Source organism: Pedobacter sp. GW822-FHT03F06, from assembly GCF_058801365.1.
This window is the reverse complement of the sequence record NZ_JBXANE010000022.1, coordinates 16,830-36,590: the sequence shown is the minus strand read 5'-3', so window position 1 is coordinate 36,590 and position 19,761 is coordinate 16,830. Positions and strand designations below refer to the sequence as shown.

The following is a 19,761-nucleotide window of genomic DNA, read 5'->3' as shown; positions in this document are numbered from 1 at the left end:
TTTCATTTAGGTCTGTAATGACCAATGAACCAATGACCAATGAACTAATGACTAAAATATGAAAGGTATAATCTTAGCTGGTGGCAGCGGAACCCGTTTGCATCCTTTAACTTTGGCTTGTAGTAAACAGATGATGCCGGTTTACGATAAACCGATGATTTATTATCCTTTATCTACGCTGATGTTGGCTGGGATAAAAGAAATCCTGATTATCTCTACCCCACACGATCTGCCTAATTTTGAGAAATTACTGGGCGATGGAGCATCTTTAGGCTGTAAGTTTAGCTATGCCGTGCAGGCAGAACCGAATGGTTTAGCGCAGGCTTTTGTGATCGGTGAAGAATTTATAGGAAAAGATAAAGTAGCCTTAGTACTGGGCGATAATATTTTTCATGGAGATGGAATGGCCAAATTATTACAGGCCAGTTCCGATCCCGATGGAGGTGTGGTATTTGCCTACCAGGTTGCTGATCCTGAACGTTACGGTGTTGTGGAGTTTGATGAAAATAAAAACGCCATTTCGATTGAAGAAAAGCCAATCCAGCCGAAATCAGACTATGCAGTACCAGGTTTATATTTTTATGATAACGAGGTTGTAGAAATTGCAAAAAACATTAAACCTTCGCCACGTGGAGAATACGAAATTACCGATGTAAATCGCGTATACCTAGAACGTGGTAAATTAAAAGTAGGTGTATTGAGCCGTGGAACAGCCTGGTTAGATACCGGAACTTTTACCTCTTTAATGCAGGCCGGACAATTTGTTCAGATCATTGAAGAAAGACAAGGCTTAAAAATTGGTTGTATTGAAGAAATTGCTTACCGCATGGGTTTTATCGATGCAGAACAGCTTAAGGCTATTGCTACACCGTTAGTTAAAAGTGGGTATGGTAGTTACCTGTTAAAGCAGATTAAATAAGAAGTTCTACTTTAGTTTAATTCATTTATAAAAAAATCACCATTCAATACAATTGTATTGAATGGTGATTTTTTTTAGTGCGTTATCGGCTTTAGGGGTAATTTTAGTTCTCCTCGAAGTATCGTCATTTCGAGCGGAGTGCAACGTAGTCGAGAACCACGTAGTGCTCAGCGAAGCTAAATCTAACTAGCATAGATCTCTCCATTTCGCTGCGCTTCAGTCGAGATGACGCCGATTTTAGAGTCGCTCCATCCAACTCTGCGTATTTCGTGCCTTCTCTTTGTGTCCTTTGTGGTTAAAGGAATTAAGCATTCTACATTTATCTTATATTTGTCCAATCACCGAAAGAAAAATGAATTCAAAAAAGCAGATTGCCATTATTGGTTTAGGTTATGTTGGTTTGCCACTGGCTATCGAATTTGCAAAAAAATATCAGGTCATTGGTTTTGATACCAATGAAAGCCGTGTAGCGGAATTAAATCAATTAAAGGATCGGACAAATGAAGCTAACCTGGAGGATCTGCAGGCTGTACTTGCCGGGTCAGACACAGGCTTAACACTGAGTGCTAATTTGACTGATCTTGCCGCTTGTAGCATCTATATTGTAACCGTCCCAACCCCTATCGACCACCTGAAAAGGCCAGATCTGCAACCCTTACTTGCAGCCAGCAAAATGCTGGGTATTGTGCTTAAAGTCGGTGATATTGTCATTTATGAATCGACTGTTTATCCGGGTTGCACCGAAGAAGATTGTGTGCCTGTTTTAGAAAAAATTTCAGGCTTAAAGTACAATATCGATTTTTTCTGTGGTTATTCCCCAGAACGGATTAATCCTGGGGATAAAATTAATACCCTTACCAAAATTAAAAAGGTAACCTCGGGCTCCACGCTTGCAATTGCCCTGGAGATCGACCAGCTTTATGCTTCGATTATCACGGCTGGTACCCATCTCGCACCTAGTATTAAAGTTGCGGAGGCTTCGAAAGCCATCGAAAATGCACAACGGGATGTGAATATCTCTTTTGTAAACGAACTGGCCTTAATTTTCGATCGCATGGGCATTGATACAGCAGATGTATTAGCTGCTGCTGCAACCAAATGGAATTTCCTCAATTACAAGCCCGGTTTGGTTGGTGGCCATTGTATCGGTGTAGATCCTTATTATTTGGCGCACAAATCGGAGGCTTTGGGTTATAAACCAGAAGTGATTTTATCAGGCAGGCGGGTGAATGATAATATGGGCATGTTTGTAGCCAATAAGGTCATCAAAATGCTGGTGGCCAAAGATAAAGTGATCAATGGCGCTAAAGCTTTGATTCTAGGTTTTGCCTTTAAAGAAAATTGTCCTGATACGCGTAATACCCGGGTAATTGACATTTATAAAGAACTGAAAGCTTTTAGTATGGATGTTGATGTATATGATCCATGGGCTAATACCGATGAAGTGAAAGCGGAGTACGGCATCGAAATGATTGATGATGGTCAGTTTAAACATTACGATGCTGTTATCCTTGCTGTGGCGCACCAGCAGTTTTTAGACATTGATTATAGCGGTATTAAAGAAAAAGGAACGCTCATTTTTGATACCAAATCTTTTATCGACAGGAGTTTGGTGGATGCCAGGTTATAGGCACTCACCTCCAAACTGCTCTTTTTGGCTATGAGTAGGGTCATTAACACCATGCGTCATTCTCGCGCAGGCGGGAACCTTAAAGCGGCCGCTATTCTTACCCTTCGCGCAGTCTTGCCTCGGCTTGCCGTCGCCGAAAGGCTCTTACCTTCTTCTTGATAAAAAGTAACAAACCTGAGCGCAGCGAAAGCATGCCTGCCATTGAAAACAACAAACACCAAGGCATAACTGAAAGGCTTGGATCTGATGTCGGATAAATTCGTCAAAGCTTTTTTGGTCGTCAGCACAAGCCCCGATGAAGGATCGAGGAGGGTGTGCTGCCTTGGGGTAGTGGTAAGTTGAAAGGGCGTGCTAAAGCTTTAACGTTTTCTCCTTCCATCATATCATAGGCCGGATAGCGAGGTGCAGTTAGCATGAAGCATAGACAGGCATCCGTAAATTTATTCCTCTGAAACTATGAGGGGCATGCTGGGTCGTCATCTCGACCGTAGTGGAGAGATCTTTGTACTTTAATATAGTCGTCATCCGATAGCCATAAGAGGCTAATATATTCGTGCTTTTGTATTTTGCCTTCCCCCACCATTTTCTATACCCCAATACCGACACAGCTGTGGCCCAAAATAACCCTAGGCTATGTTTCCCTTCACCTTTTCTTTAACTATTGTTAACCCGCCAACCTAAAGCGATGCAAATCTTTGACATCGCTGATCTTCAGCACGGTTCTGTTTCAACCAAAGCAAGTCCGAAGCAGTAGGCAAGTAGGTGTACAGCAAGGCATAGCCAAGCCTGGCCGGAAGGTGGCCTAAACGTGGGGTAAATGCGGAGTAAAGGTGGGGTTTGAGATATTTTTTGAGATTTTTAATCAGATCGATTAAATTGAGTGATCATGCTTTTGTTTAACCTAATATACTAAAATTAGGGCTATCCAGAATGGAATTATTAATATTAACAGGCAACTCGGCGATCTTGTTTTTTACAAACGCGGAAGTAAGGACGTGGTAAGACAAAAAGTTATCCATAAACAGCAAACCCAAGCCGATAAGAAAAACCTGATGTTTTGTTAGTGCAACAGGCATTACCATAAGGTCATTAAGTTAAGCAACGCAGTTATCACCCTGAGCGTAGTCGAAGACTTCTTGAGATTGATAAAATGCAAATAAATGCGCCTCGACTACGCTCAGGATGACATGCTTTTGCGATTTATCCCTTAATTTAATGACGTTGGGCATTACCACCCGCCGTGCGTGCCTTTGTACGCATGAGTTTTGCCTAATTGGAGATTGATATAGAATTTTCGGGAAAGGATGAAAACGGGAAGTGTGTAATAGTCAGTTTAGATGTGGAGGTACTTAGTCGTTTAGGCTTAGACGCTGGAAAACTGTTTTTTAGTAGAATATTTAGGGTATACCCTAAATATTTCAGGCCTAAAGAAGTCGATGTGTTACTGGGAGATCCAACGAAATCAAAGATTCAATTGGGATGGGAACCTAAATATAATTTAGCAGCTTAAAGATAGGTAATTTTTGATCTTCATTTAATGAAAAGAGACAAATATTTAAAAGAGGGATATTTTAAAGCCTTAACTATTTAGAATTACATTTCTGAAGTATTGTTGATAGCGTGTAGGTTATATTTTTGTTAATTCTCTTGTGTAAATTAAGCTGTAAATTCTTTTTAAAGCATCATTTTCGACTATTTGTCTGATTTAATCTACTCTTTATTGGAAAATAGTACGAATTTCCTTAGATTTAACTCGTTAATCAGAATACTTTTGTTGTTCTATAAATAATACTTTCAATTCGCATATTATTACAGTAATTATTTCGTTTGTAAACGAGTGATTATGATAAGGCGAGTTAATTTGATATTCCATTGTTATAAATATGTTAAGTTTTTTTACAAAAAAGAATAAGGTAACTGATATCTCCTGGCTAGGTGTCGATATACATTCACATATCCTGCCCGGTATCGATGATGGTTCTCCAGATCTGGCTACTTCTTTGCGTTTTGTTAAATCATTACAGGAACTGGGGTTTGATCAATTGATTGCTACACCACATATCTATCAAGAACTGTATCCAAATACAAATGAGACAATCTTTAAAGCAAAAGAATTGCTACAGGGGGAAATGGATAAAGCGAATATATCGCTAAAATTAAGTGCTGGTGCAGAATATATGATCGATCAGGATTTCAATCTTGGTGAGCAACCATGTACATTGGACTCTAAACATTTGCTTATCGAAATGTCCTATTTAAATGAGAGTCCAGGCATAAGTCAGACAATATTCGACATCGAAATTAAAGGATACCATCCTGTATTGGCACACCCAGAACGTTATACTTTTTACTTTAAAGATAAAAGTAAACTGAAAAGATTTAAAGAAAAGGGCTGTTTATTGCAATTAAATTTATTATCTGTATTAGGTTATTATGGTAAAGATGTAAAGCAGCTTGCAGACATTCTGTTAAAAGAAAAAATGTATGATTTAGCTGGTACAGATTTACATCATGATAAACATTTAAATACCCTAACTCAGGCAGTTCAATCTGGGAAATTATATGATTTAATTGGTGCTTATGGATTTAAAAACCAAGAATTTTTTGGTTCTGTTCTAGTTTAATTAAACAAATAAGAGTTCATGGCATGGTTTTTATTATTAATGCTCAAAATTAAAAGCAAACTAGATTGATCATTTTTCGATTTTACAATTAAATGATTAAGTTTGCAAGCTGTTTAAAGTGCTAATTTCATTTTGAACAGATATATACCTATGAATAAACGAAACAATGTGATTAGAGGGATTGGTTTTATTGCCATTTTTGCTATGTTATCCCTAACTTCTTCCTGTGTGAGCAATAAAAAAATAGCTTACTTTCAAGATATAAAATCTATTAATCAAGCAAAGTTAGACAGCGCTACAGCTTTTACTGAGCCAATAATTCAAACTGATGATATTCTTAGTATAAATGTGTTTACTTTAAATCCTTTAACTGGAGCTGTTGTAAACCAAGCTGCAGCTACTCCAGCTTTAGGTGGAAATACAAATAGTAGTTTGACAACGCAAAATACTGGTTTTTTAGTAGATAAAAATGGAGAAGTGGAGCTGTCTCTGATTGGAAAAGTTAAAGTAGTGGGATTAACTACATATCAAGCTCGTGAACTGATCCGCGAAAAAGCTAGCGCAGTCTATAAGCAACCGAATGTTCAATTGCGGTTTGCTAACTTCAAGGTTAGTGTTTTAGGAGAAGTTAATGCTCCATCGGCTTATACACTTCCAAATGAAAAAGTAAGTATTTTAGACGCTTTGAGCCTAGCTGGCGATTTAACTATTTATGGAAGAAGAGAAAATGTTTTGATTATTCGTGATAATAATGGTAAAAAAGAATTCGCTCGTTTAGATCTTAATTCTAGCAATATTTTTAATAGCCCATTTTATTATTTAAAACAGAATGATGTAATCTATGTGGAACCAAACAAGAGAAAAGTTTCTGCTTCCAATTCTGCACAAATCCAAACCATTGGGGTGATTGCATCTGTTATTTCTGTAATTGTTTTGGCTATCTCGAGTTTCAAATAAGTATTGTAATTAAATGAATAACCTGCCTGAAAAAAATATGACCCATAATATTGTAGAATATGAAACAATTAATTTTAAAGAAATCCTTAATAAACTTGTTGATAGATGGGTTTGGTTTGTTGTAAGCATAATTTTGTGTTTACTTATTTCGTTTTTATATACTAAATACACGCCACCTACCTATCGAATTGGTGCCAAAGTTTTAGTAAATGATGATGAAAAGGGTGGAGCTTTAGGTGGTAAATCGGGAGGCCTGATGGATTTAGGAGGGTTATTAGGGGCTAAAAATTCTGTCGACAATGAAGCTGAGATATTAAAAACAAGATTTTTAATGGAGCAAGTCGTTCGACAAATGCAATTAAATATTATTTACTCTAAAAAGGTGGCCTTAGTTAGTCGTGAGCTTTATCAACCGCCTTTCAAATTATTTTTGTTAAAAGCTGTCGATACTATAAAGTCGACAAAATTTAACGTGATGAAGATTTCAAATGAAAAACTCAAAATCACTACGGAAAATTTTGAGAAAGAGATAAAATGGAATGAGCAATTTAGTGTAAATGGTGTAGGTATTTTGCAAATAGTACCGAATCATATAGGTCAAATGGATGATAGTCAGTATTTTGTTACTGTAAAATCGATAGATGAGCGTGTAGCTGCTTTGATGAAACAACTATCAGTCGGTGTAGCCAATAAGCAGGTTAGTATAATTGATTTAGGATTCTCTTACCCCTTACCTCAGAAAGGTGAAGACATATTAAATGCCTTAATTAGTAAATATATAGAGGCTAACTTATCTGATAAAAATGCAATTGCCGATAGTACCTATAAATTTATCAAAGAACGCTTAAATGTTATTGGGCCTGAATTGGGTGACGTTGAAAATCAAGAGGAAAGCTTTAAACAAGAGAACAAGTTGGCAGATATGAGTGAACAAGGTAAGTTGCTTGTTCAGAATACGGGTGAATTTAGCACAGAGCTAGCCAAGGCAGAAACACAAGTTGTCATTCTAAACGATTTGGAAAGCTATTTAAAAGATGAAACTAAAAACAAAAGAGTTTTTCCTACATCGTTGTTACCACAAGATATTGTTTTTTCTGGATTGATGGGGCAATACAATGCCTTATTAATAGAGAGGGAAAAGCAACTGTTATCACTCACTGAAGAAAGTCCATTCGTTAAAAACGTAGATGATCAAATTGCAGGATTGAGAAGGGGTATTCTTGCAAACATACAAAGTACAAAAAATACCTTTGTTGTAACTCGAGATAAATTACGTAGCCAATTAAATAAAGCTGAAAATCAAATTTCAGGGGTGCCTAAAATTGAAAAGAACTATTTAAAATTAGTGCGTAAAAAAGGGATCAAGCAAGAATTGTATATTTTCTTAATGCAAAAGGCAGAGGAAACTGCTATTTCAAAAACGTCTAATATGCCTGTAGCCAAAATCATTGATCCACCGAAAGCTGACGTAAATCCAATTAGTCCTAAAAAAAACATTATCTATTTGGCTGGTCTTATCGCAGGACTTATTTTTCCAATTGGTATCATTTTTGGGCAAGATTTATTAAATACAGGAATAAATACAAAAGAAGAAATAACTAAGATAACCCAAGTGCCAGTTGTAGGAGAAATTAGTCACAATAGTAGCTCCGATAATTTAATAGTAGCCAATCAAGGCCGTTCGGCAATATCTGAGCAATTTAGAGCATTAAGAACAAATCTCTCTTTCTATCTCAGAAATAAAGAAGAAAAGGTTATTTTACTTACATCCAGTATGAGCGGAGAAGGTAAATCGTTTACCGCTATCAATCTTGGAAATATTTTAGCTTTAGCAGGTAAGAAAGTTCTATTGATGGAAATGGACTTGCGCAAGCCAGGGCTTTCTTCTAAACTAGGGGTAAGAAACGATATTGGTTTTAGTAATTACACGATAAGTCCTGAAATTAAAACTAGTGATATTATAAAACCGTTGGCCATTAATAAAAACTTATTTATAATATCTTCAGGGCCATTACCACCAAATCCTGCAGAAACTTTAATGAGTGAGCATACTCCTGGCCTAATGGAAGATTTGAAAAAACAATTTGACTATATTATTATGGATGCTCCTCCAGTTGGCATCATTGCGGATGCACAATTGCTTTCTGTTTATGCAGATGTGGCTCTGTATTTGGTTAGGCAAAAGATAACGCAGAAAGACCAATTAAAAATTGTAGAAGAACTTTACCAGAGCGGCAAAATGAAAAATTTGGGTATTGTTGTGAATGATATCGTAAGTAAATATTATGGTTATGGATATGGGTATGGAACCTATGGCGAAGAGAAAAATGAGAATTTGTTATCAAGAGTTAAAAAGATATTCAAAAAAAGCTAAAACATATTAAAATGAAAGTTGCATTAATTACAGGTATAACGGGCCAAGACGGGGCTTATCTTGCAGAACTATTACTTGAAAAAGGCTACATGGTTCACGGCATCAAGAGAAGAAGTTCTTTATTCAATACAGACCGTATCGACCATTTATACCAAGATCTCCATGAGGAAAAAGTCAGATTTAAATTACATTATGGGGATTTAACAGATTCAACCAATTTAATTCGTATTGTTCAAGAGGTACAACCAGACGAAATTTATAACCTAGGCGCGATGAGTCATGTGAAAGTCTCCTTTGATTCTCCCGAATATGTGGCTAATGTTGATGGTATAGGAACGCTAAGGATATTAGAGGCAGTGCGAATTTTGGGGCTAGAAAAGAAGACCAGAATATATCAAGCATCAACTTCCGAATTGTATGGTGGTATGCCAGAGAACAAAAATGATAAAGGATTTTATGATGAAAATTCACCTTTTTATCCACGCTCACCATATGGTGTTGCAAAGATTTATGGTTTTTGGATCACTAAAAACTATCGTGAGGCTTATGGCATGTTTGCTTGTAATGGTATTTTATTCAACCATGAGAGTCCATTAAGAGGTGAAACTTTTGTTACCCGTAAAATCACTCGTGCAGTTGCTAAAATCGCTCAGGGCCTACAAAGTAAATTATATCTTGGAAATTTAAATGCGGAACGCGACTGGGGACATGCAAAAGACTACGTAGAGGCGATGTGGAGAATTCTACAGCAAGATGCTCCGGAGGATTTTGTGATTGCAACGGGTGTAACAACAATGGTTCGAGAATTTGTACGTATGGCCTTTGCCGAGGTGGGAATCACTATAGCATTCAAAGGTGAAGGTGTAGAAGAAAAAGGATATGTTGTGAGCTGTAGTAATCCAGATTTCCAGATTGCAGTAGGTACAGAAGTAGTTGGTGTTGATCCGGCTTACTTCCGCCCAACAGAAGTTGATCTTTTAATTGGCGATCCTACTAAATCAAAAACAAAGTTAGGTTGGGAGCCAAAATACGATTTGGCTGCTTTGGTGAAAGAAATGGTTGCAACAGATGTAGAGCATTTTAAAAAGGAATCTCTTCTTAAATCATATGGATACACCATCAAAAATCAATACGAATAGATGTATCAACAATATTTAGAAGATAAGCTAGCAAAAATTTATATAGCTGGTCATAATGGAATGGTAGGTTCTGCTATTCATAGGAAATTATTAAAAGAGGGCTTTAATAATATCGTTACACGTAATTCAAAAGAACTAGATCTTAGAAACCAAGATGCTGTAACCGAATTCTTTTCAGTTGAAAAGCCTGAATATGTATTTCTTGCCGCCGCGAAGGTAGGGGGAATTGTTGCGAACAATACTTATAGAGGTGAATTCCTGTATGATAACCTGATGATTCAAAGTAATATTATTGAATCATCAAGGATAGTAAATGTTCGCAAATTGTTATTTTTAGGTTCGTCTTGTATTTATCCAAAGTTAGCTCTACAGCCCCTAAAGGAAGATTATCTTTTAACCGGAGAGTTAGAACCAACGAATGAGCCTTACGCAATTGCAAAAATAGCTGGTATTAAAATGTGCGATGCATATCGTTCTCAATATGGATGTAATTATATTTCAGCGATGCCAACTAATTTGTATGGACTTAACGATAATTATCATCCTGAAAATTCACATGTGTTACCGGCTTTAATTCGCAGGTTTTATGAAGCAAAAATCCAGAACGCCGCTGACGTAACGATTTGGGGAACTGGATCTCCAAAAAGAGAGTTCTTGTACGCTGACGATTTAGCAGACGCCTGTTATTTTCTTATGCAACGCTACAATGAACCAGGGCTCGTAAATATTGGTTGTGGTGAAGATTTAAGTATTTCTGATTTGGCGCTAACAATAAAAAAAATTGTTGGTTTTGAGGGAGAGATAAAGTTCGATACATCCAAACCAGATGGTACACCGAGAAAATTAATGGATGTAAATAAATTAACTCAAATGGGCTGGACGTACTCAACAAAGTTAGAAGATGGGCTACAATTGGCGTTTGACGATTTTAAGAAAAAATTATCATGAAGATAGGTATTATTGGGGCTGGTATATCTGGCTTGAGCATTGGAAGACTCTTGAGCAAGGATCACGATGTTGAACTTTTGGAGCGTAATGAAATTCATGGCGGTATAGCTAGGACGAAAGAAGTTGAAGGCGTTACCTATCATACAGTAGGTGGACATTGTTTTAATTCTAAATATCCTGATGTGATGGATTTTGTGTTCAATGAGGTTTTACCTAAGGAGAAATGGCACCAGATCCAGCGCAATGCGGTAATTAAACTTAAGGGCAACGAAATATCGTATCCGATTGAATACGCCATTCAGCAAATCCATAACTTTAACCCTAAATTAGCGATAGATATCACTACGGATTTTTTATCTGCAGATGATGACAAAGTATATGAAAATCTAGAAGATTGGTTTAGAAAGAAATTTGGCGACACCTTGGCCGAGGAATATTTTATACCTTATAATACAAAAATTTGGAACAGACCTCCAAGTGAAATGAGCCCAGCCTGGGTGGATGGAAAGTTGCCAATTCCTGATAAGGAATCTTTTTTTAAAGGTCTTATCAGCAATGAAAGCGATAAGATGCCCCATTCTTCTTTCTATTATCCAGATAGCAATAACCAAAACACTTTTATTGATAAGCTGGCCGAGGGATTGACAATCATATGTAATTATAAAGTTGATTCCCTAGTTAAGAATGAAGATGGCAAATGGATAGTAAATGATGATAAAGTTTTTGATTTAGTGATTAATACCATGCCACTGAACATTTTGCCATCATTAATTCATAACGTACCGAAAGAAATTTTAGAGGCTGCAGCCCAGTTAAAATATAATAAAGTGACAACAATGTTTTGGGAGACTGAAGAAACAGACCGTACGTGGACTTACGTTCCCGAGTCTTATAACTTTTTTCACCGCTATATACACATTGGAAGTTTCTTTTCTCCAAAGAAAAATTATTCGATAACTGAAGTCGTTGGCGAAAAGTCCAGAGAGGAGATGATTGAAAATGGTAAAAAAGACTCTTTCCTGAAAAGACCTATCGATTATAATGTTTCAGAACATGCTTATGTCGTTTTTGATGAGAATTATGATAGCGCTACAAAAAAAGTCAAGGATTATCTAGATCAAATTGGTTTATATACGCTTGGTAGATTTGGAGAATGGCAATATTATAATATGGATGTTTGCATTAAATCAAGTATTGAACTTAATAAGCAGATTAACGCCAAAATAGCGCAAATTTAAGAATTAAGTTATCGTTACTTATGGCTCTACCCAACACGCGGTTATTTGCGTGGTCTTGGACTATAATCTGATAGACATGAATATAAAATTTCAATTAGTAATGTCATATAAATAGTGAAAGATTGTATGCCTGGTTTCAAACATGTTTTATGAGCTTAAAAAAGAATATTTTTGCTAACTTTCTGTTAAGCGGTTCGACTATAATTTTTCCTTTAATTACGTTTCCTTATATTACAAGAATATTATCTACAAGTAGTTTAGGGAAAATATTTTTGGTGGATGCATTTACTTCGTATCTTATTATATTTTCAAGTATAGGAATACCATTTTATGGTGTTAGAGAGATCGCAAAATTAAGAGGTAATAGAGAAGGGATTTCAAAATTGGTTACTGAATTAATCACTATTCAGTTAACCCTTTCGATATTTTTTTGTGGGATATTTTTAGCCTGTTATTCATTTGTGCCCGCACTTGAATCAGAGCCAAAATTAGTGGCAATTGCTTGTCTAACGGTAATCGCAAATGCGATATTAATAGAGTGGTTTTTTCAGGGAATTGAGAACTTTGCTTATATCACTAGGCGGTCTTTAGTCGTGAAGGTATTAAGTATAATTGCGATATTATTGTATGTTAAAAGTGATACAAATTATATTCTTTATTATTTGATTTTGGCTCTACTGGTCGTTATTAACTCACTTTTTAATTTTGGTTTCTTTTTTAAAAAATACTTTGTTAGCAGCGCAATAAGTTGGAAAAACCTTAAGTTTCATTTTCGACCACTATTCGTTTTGTTTAGTATAAATATTTCACTCAGTATCTACACTATAATGGATACCATTATTTTGGGTTTCTTAAGTAATGCTGAAAATGTAAGTGCCTATAACATTTCCCTCAAAATGGTTAAAATATTTTGGTTACTTGTAGGAAGCGTAAGCACAGTGTTGATCCCTCGTATGTCAAATCTGATAGCAGATGATAATTTGGATGGTGTGCAAGATTTAATGACAAAATCTCTTAATGTAGTTTTTTTGTTGACAATACCATTCGCAGCTTATTGTTTAATATTCCCAGAGATTATCATACAAATAGTTTCTGGAGATAAATATATTTACACTGCAAACGCACTAAGGATTTTATCTCTTGTTCCACTTATTATTGGAGTGTGTAATGTTATGGGAACTCAGTATTTGATGCCAAGGGGGCATGAAAAAAAATTGCTTTATGCAACTATCCTCGGCTTAGTCATTAGTCTTAGTCTTAATTTTATATTAATTCCTTTTCTTGGATATTTAGGCAGTTGTATCGCCTGCATTTTAGCTGAACTAACGGTGTGTTTGTATTTATTTGTTGCGGCAAGAAAACAGATAAAGATAAAGTATGACTACAATCTTCTTAGTATGATTCTATTGTGTGTCATGTCAATCTTTATTTTTAGTTATCTTTTAGAAGGAGTTTTTTCAGGTTTGGTAATGCTGTTTTCTTCTGTTGCAGTTTATATCATTGTATTTGTTCTGCTTCAGTTCTTAGTTTTTAAGAATAAGTTTTTGTTCAAGTTGATTAATTTTAGAAAAATATTATGAAATTAAATGTTGTTTCAGCTGTGGGTGATCCGCTGGACCGAAAGACGTGGTCAGGTACGACGTACAATGTCTCCAATGCTCTTCGTGAAATTGACTCATTGGGAGATGCTTTCGAAGCGAATAAAATACATCCGTTTGCTAAAATAATATATCGTCTTTTGTATTTATTCTATAATAAAACTGCAAAGAAGTCATCTCTCAACATTTTGGGATGGCCTTTGCTCAGGAAATTTAACGCATATTGCAGTTTCAAACAGACTCAAAAATCTTCCTCGTCGCATACATTACATTTTGGGACACTTAGTTTGCCTTTCAACAAAAAGCCGAAAAATCAAAGACACTATTTATATACAGATGGCACTTGGAATTTATGGTCTAAGTATGCTACAGATATTAAACATGTATCAAAATCAAAAATTAACAGAGTTAATGAGCTCGAAAAAACCGCATACCACCAAGTTGATCACATTTTCTCAATTAGTCACTACGTTAAAGAAGATATTATAAATAATTACGGTGTATCTCCAGATAAAATAAGCGTTGTAGGAACAGGAACAGGTATTATACAACCATTTCATGGAGAAAAAGATTATTCAAATGGAAAAATTTTATTTGTAGCTAAAGGAAGATTTGAAGATAAAGGTGGAGACATAGTATTAAAAGCATTTGCATTGGCCTCTGAAAAAATTCCTCACTTAGAGCTTTCTGTTGTAGGTCAGGATGAGTACATGAAATCGATAAGTCATCCTAATATTAAATCCTATGGATTCGTTTCGATCGAAAAATTGCAAACGTTATTTAACGAGCACAGTCTTTTTGTAATGCCTGCACTTAACGAACCTTGGGGGTTGGTTTATATAGAAGCAATGTTATGTAAAATGCCAATAGTTGGGTTGAAAAGGAATAGCTTTCCAGAACTATCCGGTTATGATTTATTCGGGGAAGGATTAGATTGTTCAGATCCGCAGATTTTGGCTAACGTTATAGTTGGAATGTTTCAAAATCAAGAAATGATGCAAATGAAAGGAAACGCTGGACAAAAGTATGCACTGGAAAATTTTACCTGGCTTAGAACAGTTAATCTTATCATGGAAAAAATACAATCACTAAACTAGAAAGTTATGAGCAATATTGATGTGAGCCTAGTATCAACGGTTTTTAATGAGGCAAAACGACTAGAGCAAACTATATGCGATTTAGAAGCGCAAACATATAAACCTAGGGAAATTATTATTGTAGATGCTGGTTCTACTGATGGGACCTTGGAAATGCTGCACAACTGGAAGAAAACTTCGGAAGTAAATATTGTAATTCTACAAAAATTAAAATGTAATGTTGCCGAGGGAAGGAATCTCGCTATTAGGACTGCAAAATCAAACATCATCGTAAGTACGGATTTTGGTTGCCGTTTCAAACCAAACTGGATTGAATCTTTAGTGAAACCCTTCGAAAACAATGATATAGATGTTGTAGGGGGTTCTTACAGTGTAGATAAAGATTTACAGATTACGCTTGCCGCGAAAACAGCATATTTTTTGGCAAATGGATATACACCTGATGTATCTTCGAAGGAATTTATTCCATCTTCAAGATCAATTGCTTATAAAAAGGAGGTTTTTGATGAAATTGGAGGTTATCAAGAGTGGCTTACTTTAGCTGGCGACGACACTGTGTTTGGCCTACAGATTAAGGCTAATAAGTTTAAGATGATTACTGTCTCTGAGCCGAATGTACTTTGGGGAAGACACGAAAAAGCAAAGGGCTTTATAAAAGAATTTTTCAGATACGGATTAGGGGATGGAGAAGCACATGTCAACAAAAAAAATATTAAATTTACACTTATCTTGTTACTCATTTTGAGTTTTCTACCTTTTAGTACACTACTGTTGATTTTAGCGCTTGGTATCTCTGACAATGCTATGTTAATAACATTGTTTGGCTTTACTTGGATGATCTCATTATTTCTCGTTTATAAAATATATATAAAGAAGTGGATTGCCATAGGTGCAAATAGAGAGCTTAGGATGTTATTTTATGGATATTGGCTTTTTTCGATGCAACTATATAATTATGCAAAGGGTTACATGAAAGGTTACTTTTTTGCTTCACCTCTGCAAAAAGCTAAAGCCGTCGAATTATCTACCAAACTTTGAAGTTTTAGATAAAATATATTTCCCATGAAAAATATCAAAACCGTGTTAAAGAATGTAGCTGTAGTTCGTTATTTGTGGAGATTATTAGATGCAACCCGTTATTATTTATATAATCATTTTTTTACGAAAGTACCTAGTTATTTTATCCGACATCAATATTTGCGGTTGATTCTTAATATTAAAATTGGAAAGAATACAGCAATACATATGGGTTGCTTCATAACAGGTAATAATGTTAAAATCGGCTCTAATACCGTAATTAATCGAAAATGTTATCTAGATGGGAGGTATGGAATTGAAATTGGTGATAATGTGAGTATATCTCCAGAATGTTATATATTATCATTAACACATGATGTCAACAGTGTCGACTTTCAAGCTTTAGGTAAGCAGGTTAAAATTGGAGATTATTGTTGGTTGGGAGTGAGGTGCATTATTCATCCAGGTGTTATGTTGGGTAGGGGGACGGTAGTAGGATCAGGTTCATTGGTGACAAAAAGCTTTTTGCAGGATGGTCAAATTATCGGAGGAATACCTGCAAAGATTATTAAAACGAGGAATATTAGTAATTACAACTATAAGCTATCCTATTTTCCGTTATTTGATACTGACATTCAAACTAGCTTATAAATAATAGACTTCAAATGAATAATAAGATCAAGATTCTATTTATATCAAGACACATAGTCAATAGTGATGTTTATCAAGCTGGTCACAGAATATTTAGTTACTATTTAACAAATTTCTGTAGTGACGGTAATTTTGATGTTGGATATATTGTATTGCAGAAGAACAATGAAGTTTTTAACAAAATGAAAGCTGAATATCCTAATGCAAGGGATTTTTCGATTTATCTTCCAAAATACTTCAGGCTATTTACTTACTTAAGCTACAATACCATAATAAGGTACCTATTGGCACTTTTCTCTCCAAAATGGTATCAATTAGATCCATTACAAGAAAGGTTATATAAAAAGGCGATATCTAAAGTTAAAAATTCGGGTTGGAGCCCGGATATCATAACTTTTGAGTGGACCGATATGATGTTTTTGCAGGAACATTCCAGAAGACTTTTTGAAAACGCGGTCTTTATGGGTACCGAACATGATGTTACATTCAAAAGACTTCAAAGGAAGTATAAAGATAATTTTCTGCTGAAAACTTTTTTTCTAGAAAGATTTAAACAGTGTGAGTTGAAGGAAGTTCGGAAATTAGATGTTGCAGTCGTTTTAAGTAGCGATGATAGATCTTTATTAATTGAAAATGGAATAAGTGAAAATCGAGTTTTATTACTTGCACCGTTTTTTGAGCGATATAATCAACCTCAGAGCGAGTTGAAACCACAGATACTTTATTTTGGCGCAATGAGTAGGGTAGACAATCTGTCGGCAGTAGAATGGTTTATTGACAATGTCCTAGTAAGGTTTCATTTGAATCAAACCATTAAATTTGTAGTTATTGGAGGAGGAACACCTGAGAAAACTTTGGCAAAATATAAGGGTGTAAAAAATGTCGAATTCAAAGGTTTTGTAGATTCGCCTGCGGAATATTTTCAAACCTCACTTTGCATGGTTGTGCCGCTCATTTTTGGTAGTGGGATTAAGATTAAAATTTTGGAAGCAATGTCAGGATCTCTCGCAGTGATAACGAATAATATTGGTATTGAGGGTATAAATGCAATCGCTGGCACCGATTATCTACATTGTGAAACTCCGGAGGAATACAATGAAGCTATAAATAAATTTATTGCTGATCCAGAGCTTGCTAAGCAAATCGGTGTCAACGGGAGTGTCATGGTAGATAGCAATTATAATTTTGAGAAAAGCTATAATGAATACAAAGACTTAATTATAAAACTCAGTGGCAAGAAATCGATTTCATTTATTGAGTAATGTTTTATAATCTTAAATTAAAATTGACGTGATAGAAATACTAGTCTTCATTATAATTGTTGCATTCTGCTTTTTTACAAAAAAGCAGAACATTTTATATTTGATTATTTTTTTACTTCCATTTCACGCATTTTTCAAAGCGTGTTTCCAATTTTTTTTTGATGGAGGAAATATATTCTCCCTATGGAAGGAGTTTGCAATAATTGTATTTCTTGGTAAGGTTTTTTATCAGAAACACTTCACTATACCTAGAAGCACCTTGGTATCTATACTTGTTTTTTTTTTAATAGTAACGCTTTATTTTTTATTCTCAGTTAACTTCAATGATGCACTGGCCACACTTAGAGACCATATCTTTCCTTTATTGCTTTTAATTGCTCTAATAGCGTGCCCAATTGACAAGCTTATATTACGAAAGATCATTATTTTTTTTTGCATTTCAGCATTTATCAATTGCATCTTTGGTTTTCTGCAGAGTTTTATCTACAATCTACAAATCTCAACAATCATGGGTAATATCGATTACATAGACAGTAGTGGATATGTAGTTTATAAAACATCGTCAGTGAGAATTATGGATATCGAGAGGATGTCGGGAATTTTAGGAGGCGCAAATACTTATGGAATGTATATATCTTATGTGATCTCTATCCTCTTTGGTGTTTTATTTACAAATCTGAAAAATCTATTTAGTAAAGCATTTCTAAATTTTATATATATATGTTTAGCTTTGTCACTTTTGTGTGTGTTATTGAGTTTTTCCAGAACAGGGTGGGCCATTTCTTTATTTTCAATCATTTTAATGTTGCGCTTAAATAATATTAAAATTAAACCAAAGTTGATTTTTTCTGTATTATTTATTCTCATCGTGTCATTTACGGTGTCCCTGGCTCTATTCCCAAGCGTTGGCGTCGTTATCGAAAGTACATTCTCTGGAAAGGAAGATAGTGCAGCGGATCGAGGAAGTAACTTTTTCAGGGGGCTTGAAAAAAACATAAACGAACCTTTTGGACATGGTTTAGGTACGACTGACTACCGATCGATTCATCAGGAATTTTTCACAGAATCTGCCTTTATGAATATTATCTATGAGATAGGTTTAATTGGATTTTTATATCTTCTCTTTATGCATATAAATTTGATATTGAATATTATTAAGAAAAAGCAAATTATGTATAACTCCTTTGCTTCAATAGCCGCATCTGTATCTATAGCAACATTGGTTGCTAGCTTTGTGTCAGTAAACACATATGGAATGCCGAATATTTATCTTTGGTTTATGTTGCTTGGATTGGGACTTAATAGGTCGTTTATTCCTGATTCTCATGGTAGGTCTATTAAAAAATTTGAAACAGTTAACGAGCTATCAGTACTATAAACTAAATCGCTATGAAAAAGATTGCAATCATTATTCTAAACTGGAACGGCTACGATGTAACGATGGAGTGCCTTAATTCTTTAAAATTAATCACGTATCCAAATGTTAAAGTTATCTTAGTTGATAATGGTTCTATCGATGGTTCCGTTGAAAAGTTCAGAGAAAATCTGGATCTAATGAGCATAGATCTTTTGGACCTGCCAACAAATACCGGTTTCACTGGCGGAAATAACGATGGGATTAGATTTGCACGAGAAAAATACAATCCAGATTTTTACCTCTTGCTAAATAATGATACGACCGTAATGCCAAATTTTATTGAAGAACTGTTGAAGCCATTTACAACTGATCCGCAATGTTATGCTTCAGTTCCCAAAATATTTTTCTACGATCGCCCTACTGTTCTTTGGTTTGCTGGAGGTGAGATTTCATCAATTACTGAAATTGCTAAGCATTATGGATTAAACAAAGAGGACGCCCCCAAGTTCAATGTTTCAGGTCCTACCAAGTTTATGAACGGATGCTGTGCTATGATTTCCAAAGATTCTATTGAAAGGCTAGGAGTTCTTGATAACCAATTTTTTGCAAATTGTGAAGATACCGACTATTCTCTTCGAATTTTGAAGTCTGGACATAAAATAGCCTATTGCCCAACTTCTGTAATCTATCATAAAGTTAGCCATTCGTTTAAGTCTAATAGGGGCAAATGGTTGAGTTTCTACCTAGCATCAAGAAATACGATATTGCTTCAAAAGAAACACATTGACACTTGGAAACTTCCTTTTTCGTTCATTATATTTTTAATTAGATGGGTATTCTATTTAACTATAAAACTTTCCTTATTGGGTGATTTCAAATCCATTAGAGGTATTTTTATCGGAGTATCAGATGGGCTTAGAAATAAGTTGAGATTTGTGAAGAAATAAACG

Annotated in this window: 16 protein-coding genes; all 16 read left to right on the top strand. The window is 35.2% G+C overall.

The genetic code is table 11. From position 1 onward, the window contains the following. Positions 1–58 precede the first annotated feature (58 nt). The 16 genes from rfbA to AC1RJ8_RS24850 all read left to right on the top strand — a co-directional run bounded on the left by rfbA (position 59) and on the right by AC1RJ8_RS24850 (position 19,758). On the top strand, positions 59–919 hold the full coding sequence (gene rfbA, locus AC1RJ8_RS24925) for a glucose-1-phosphate thymidylyltransferase RfbA (protein WP_492956141.1): 861 nt from the start codon (positions 59–61) through the stop codon (positions 917–919). A 352-nt stretch (positions 920–1,271) separates the two neighbouring features. Then, positions 1,272–2,549 (top strand): nucleotide sugar dehydrogenase, encoded by a 1,278-nt coding sequence (locus AC1RJ8_RS24920; RefSeq protein ID WP_492956140.1) that lies wholly within the window; start codon positions 1,272–1,274, stop codon positions 2,547–2,549. Between the two features lie 1,339 nt (positions 2,550–3,888). Continuing rightward, a complete protein-coding gene (locus tag AC1RJ8_RS24915; protein WP_492956154.1) occupies positions 3,889–4,059 on the top strand; it encodes a GDP-mannose 4,6-dehydratase in 171 nt (56 codons plus the stop codon). 373 nt (positions 4,060–4,432) lie between these two features. After that, complete coding sequence (locus AC1RJ8_RS24910) at positions 4,433–5,173, top strand: tyrosine-protein phosphatase (protein WP_492956139.1); 741 nt, start codon at positions 4,433–4,435, stop codon at positions 5,171–5,173. Positions 5,174–5,323: 150 nt separating this feature from the next. Next, positions 5,324–6,130 carry a polysaccharide biosynthesis/export family protein gene (locus tag AC1RJ8_RS24905; RefSeq protein ID WP_492956138.1) on the top strand — a complete coding sequence of 269 codons (807 nt, stop codon included), beginning with the start codon at positions 5,324–5,326 and terminating at the stop codon, positions 6,128–6,130. A gap of 13 nt (positions 6,131–6,143) precedes the next feature. Next, positions 6,144–8,504 carry a GumC family protein gene (locus tag AC1RJ8_RS24900; RefSeq protein ID WP_493008066.1) on the top strand — a complete coding sequence of 787 codons (2,361 nt, stop codon included), beginning with the start codon at positions 6,144–6,146 and terminating at the stop codon, positions 8,502–8,504. An 11-nt stretch (positions 8,505–8,515) separates the two neighbouring features. Continuing rightward, the gene (gene gmd, locus AC1RJ8_RS24895; protein ID WP_492956136.1) at positions 8,516–9,643 is read left to right on the top strand and encodes a GDP-mannose 4,6-dehydratase; all 1,128 of its coding nucleotides are present in this window, start codon (positions 8,516–8,518) and stop codon (positions 9,641–9,643) included. After that, positions 9,644–10,591, top strand: a complete 948-nt coding sequence (locus tag AC1RJ8_RS24890) for a GDP-L-fucose synthase family protein (protein ID WP_492956135.1) — start codon at positions 9,644–9,646, stop codon at positions 10,589–10,591. Beyond that, positions 10,588–11,829 (top strand): protoporphyrinogen/coproporphyrinogen oxidase, encoded by a 1,242-nt coding sequence (locus AC1RJ8_RS24885; protein ID WP_492956134.1) that lies wholly within the window; start codon positions 10,588–10,590, stop codon positions 11,827–11,829. The genes AC1RJ8_RS24890 and AC1RJ8_RS24885 overlap by 4 nt, the downstream gene beginning before the upstream one ends. Before the next feature lie 149 nt (positions 11,830–11,978). Next, positions 11,979–13,409 carry a flippase gene (locus AC1RJ8_RS24880; RefSeq protein WP_492956133.1) on the top strand — a complete coding sequence of 477 codons (1,431 nt, stop codon included), beginning with the start codon at positions 11,979–11,981 and terminating at the stop codon, positions 13,407–13,409. After that, positions 13,406–14,524, top strand: coding sequence for a glycosyltransferase (locus tag AC1RJ8_RS24875; protein ID WP_492956132.1), 1,119 nt, complete (start codon positions 13,406–13,408; stop codon positions 14,522–14,524). Before AC1RJ8_RS24880 ends, AC1RJ8_RS24875 begins: the two co-directional genes overlap by 4 nt. Before the next feature lie 6 nt (positions 14,525–14,530). Further along, complete coding sequence (locus AC1RJ8_RS24870) at positions 14,531–15,562, top strand: glycosyltransferase (protein ID WP_492956131.1); 1,032 nt, start codon at positions 14,531–14,533, stop codon at positions 15,560–15,562. Positions 15,563–15,586: 24 nt separating this feature from the next. Next, the gene (locus tag AC1RJ8_RS24865; protein WP_492956130.1) at positions 15,587–16,192 is read left to right on the top strand and encodes an acyltransferase; all 606 of its coding nucleotides are present in this window, start codon (positions 15,587–15,589) and stop codon (positions 16,190–16,192) included. 14 nt (positions 16,193–16,206) lie between these two features. After that, positions 16,207–17,454: a glycosyltransferase family 4 protein gene (locus tag AC1RJ8_RS24860; protein WP_492956129.1), complete on the top strand. Its 1,248-nt coding sequence runs from the start codon at positions 16,207–16,209 to the stop codon at positions 17,452–17,454. Between the two features lie 508 nt (positions 17,455–17,962). Next, the gene (locus tag AC1RJ8_RS24855) at positions 17,963–18,832 is read left to right on the top strand and encodes an O-antigen ligase family protein (protein ID WP_492956128.1); all 870 of its coding nucleotides are present in this window, start codon (positions 17,963–17,965) and stop codon (positions 18,830–18,832) included. Between the two features lie 11 nt (positions 18,833–18,843). Continuing rightward, a complete protein-coding gene (locus AC1RJ8_RS24850) occupies positions 18,844–19,758 on the top strand; it encodes a glycosyltransferase family 2 protein (protein WP_492956127.1) in 915 nt (304 codons plus the stop codon). Positions 19,759–19,761 lie beyond the last annotated feature (3 nt).

What these genes read in the sequence shown, in the direction of transcription:
- rfbA (WP_492956141.1), top strand. Translation starts at nt 59, where the DNA reads ATGAAAGGTATAATCTTAGCTGGTGGCAGCGGAACCCGTTTGCATCCT.
- AC1RJ8_RS24920 (WP_492956140.1), top strand. Translation starts at nt 1,272, where the DNA reads ATGAATTCAAAAAAGCAGATTGCCATTATTGGTTTAGGTTATGTTGGT.
- AC1RJ8_RS24910 (WP_492956139.1), top strand. Translation starts at nt 4,433, where the DNA reads ATGTTAAGTTTTTTTACAAAAAAGAATAAGGTAACTGATATCTCCTGG.
- AC1RJ8_RS24905 (WP_492956138.1), top strand. Translation starts at nt 5,324, where the DNA reads ATGAATAAACGAAACAATGTGATTAGAGGGATTGGTTTTATTGCCATT.
- AC1RJ8_RS24900 (WP_493008066.1), top strand. Translation starts at nt 6,144, where the DNA reads ATGAATAACCTGCCTGAAAAAAATATGACCCATAATATTGTAGAATAT.
- gmd (WP_492956136.1), top strand. Translation starts at nt 8,516, where the DNA reads ATGAAAGTTGCATTAATTACAGGTATAACGGGCCAAGACGGGGCTTAT.
- AC1RJ8_RS24890 (WP_492956135.1), top strand. Translation starts at nt 9,644, where the DNA reads ATGTATCAACAATATTTAGAAGATAAGCTAGCAAAAATTTATATAGCT.
- AC1RJ8_RS24885 (WP_492956134.1), top strand. Translation starts at nt 10,588, where the DNA reads ATGAAGATAGGTATTATTGGGGCTGGTATATCTGGCTTGAGCATTGGA.
- AC1RJ8_RS24880 (WP_492956133.1), top strand. Translation starts at nt 11,979, where the DNA reads ATGAGCTTAAAAAAGAATATTTTTGCTAACTTTCTGTTAAGCGGTTCG.
- AC1RJ8_RS24875 (WP_492956132.1), top strand. Translation starts at nt 13,406, where the DNA reads ATGAAATTAAATGTTGTTTCAGCTGTGGGTGATCCGCTGGACCGAAAG.
- AC1RJ8_RS24870 (WP_492956131.1), top strand. Translation starts at nt 14,531, where the DNA reads ATGAGCAATATTGATGTGAGCCTAGTATCAACGGTTTTTAATGAGGCA.
- AC1RJ8_RS24865 (WP_492956130.1), top strand. Translation starts at nt 15,587, where the DNA reads ATGAAAAATATCAAAACCGTGTTAAAGAATGTAGCTGTAGTTCGTTAT.
- AC1RJ8_RS24860 (WP_492956129.1), top strand. Translation starts at nt 16,207, where the DNA reads ATGAATAATAAGATCAAGATTCTATTTATATCAAGACACATAGTCAAT.
- AC1RJ8_RS24855 (WP_492956128.1), top strand. Translation starts at nt 17,963, where the DNA reads ATGGGTAATATCGATTACATAGACAGTAGTGGATATGTAGTTTATAAA.
- AC1RJ8_RS24850 (WP_492956127.1), top strand. Translation starts at nt 18,844, where the DNA reads ATGAAAAAGATTGCAATCATTATTCTAAACTGGAACGGCTACGATGTA.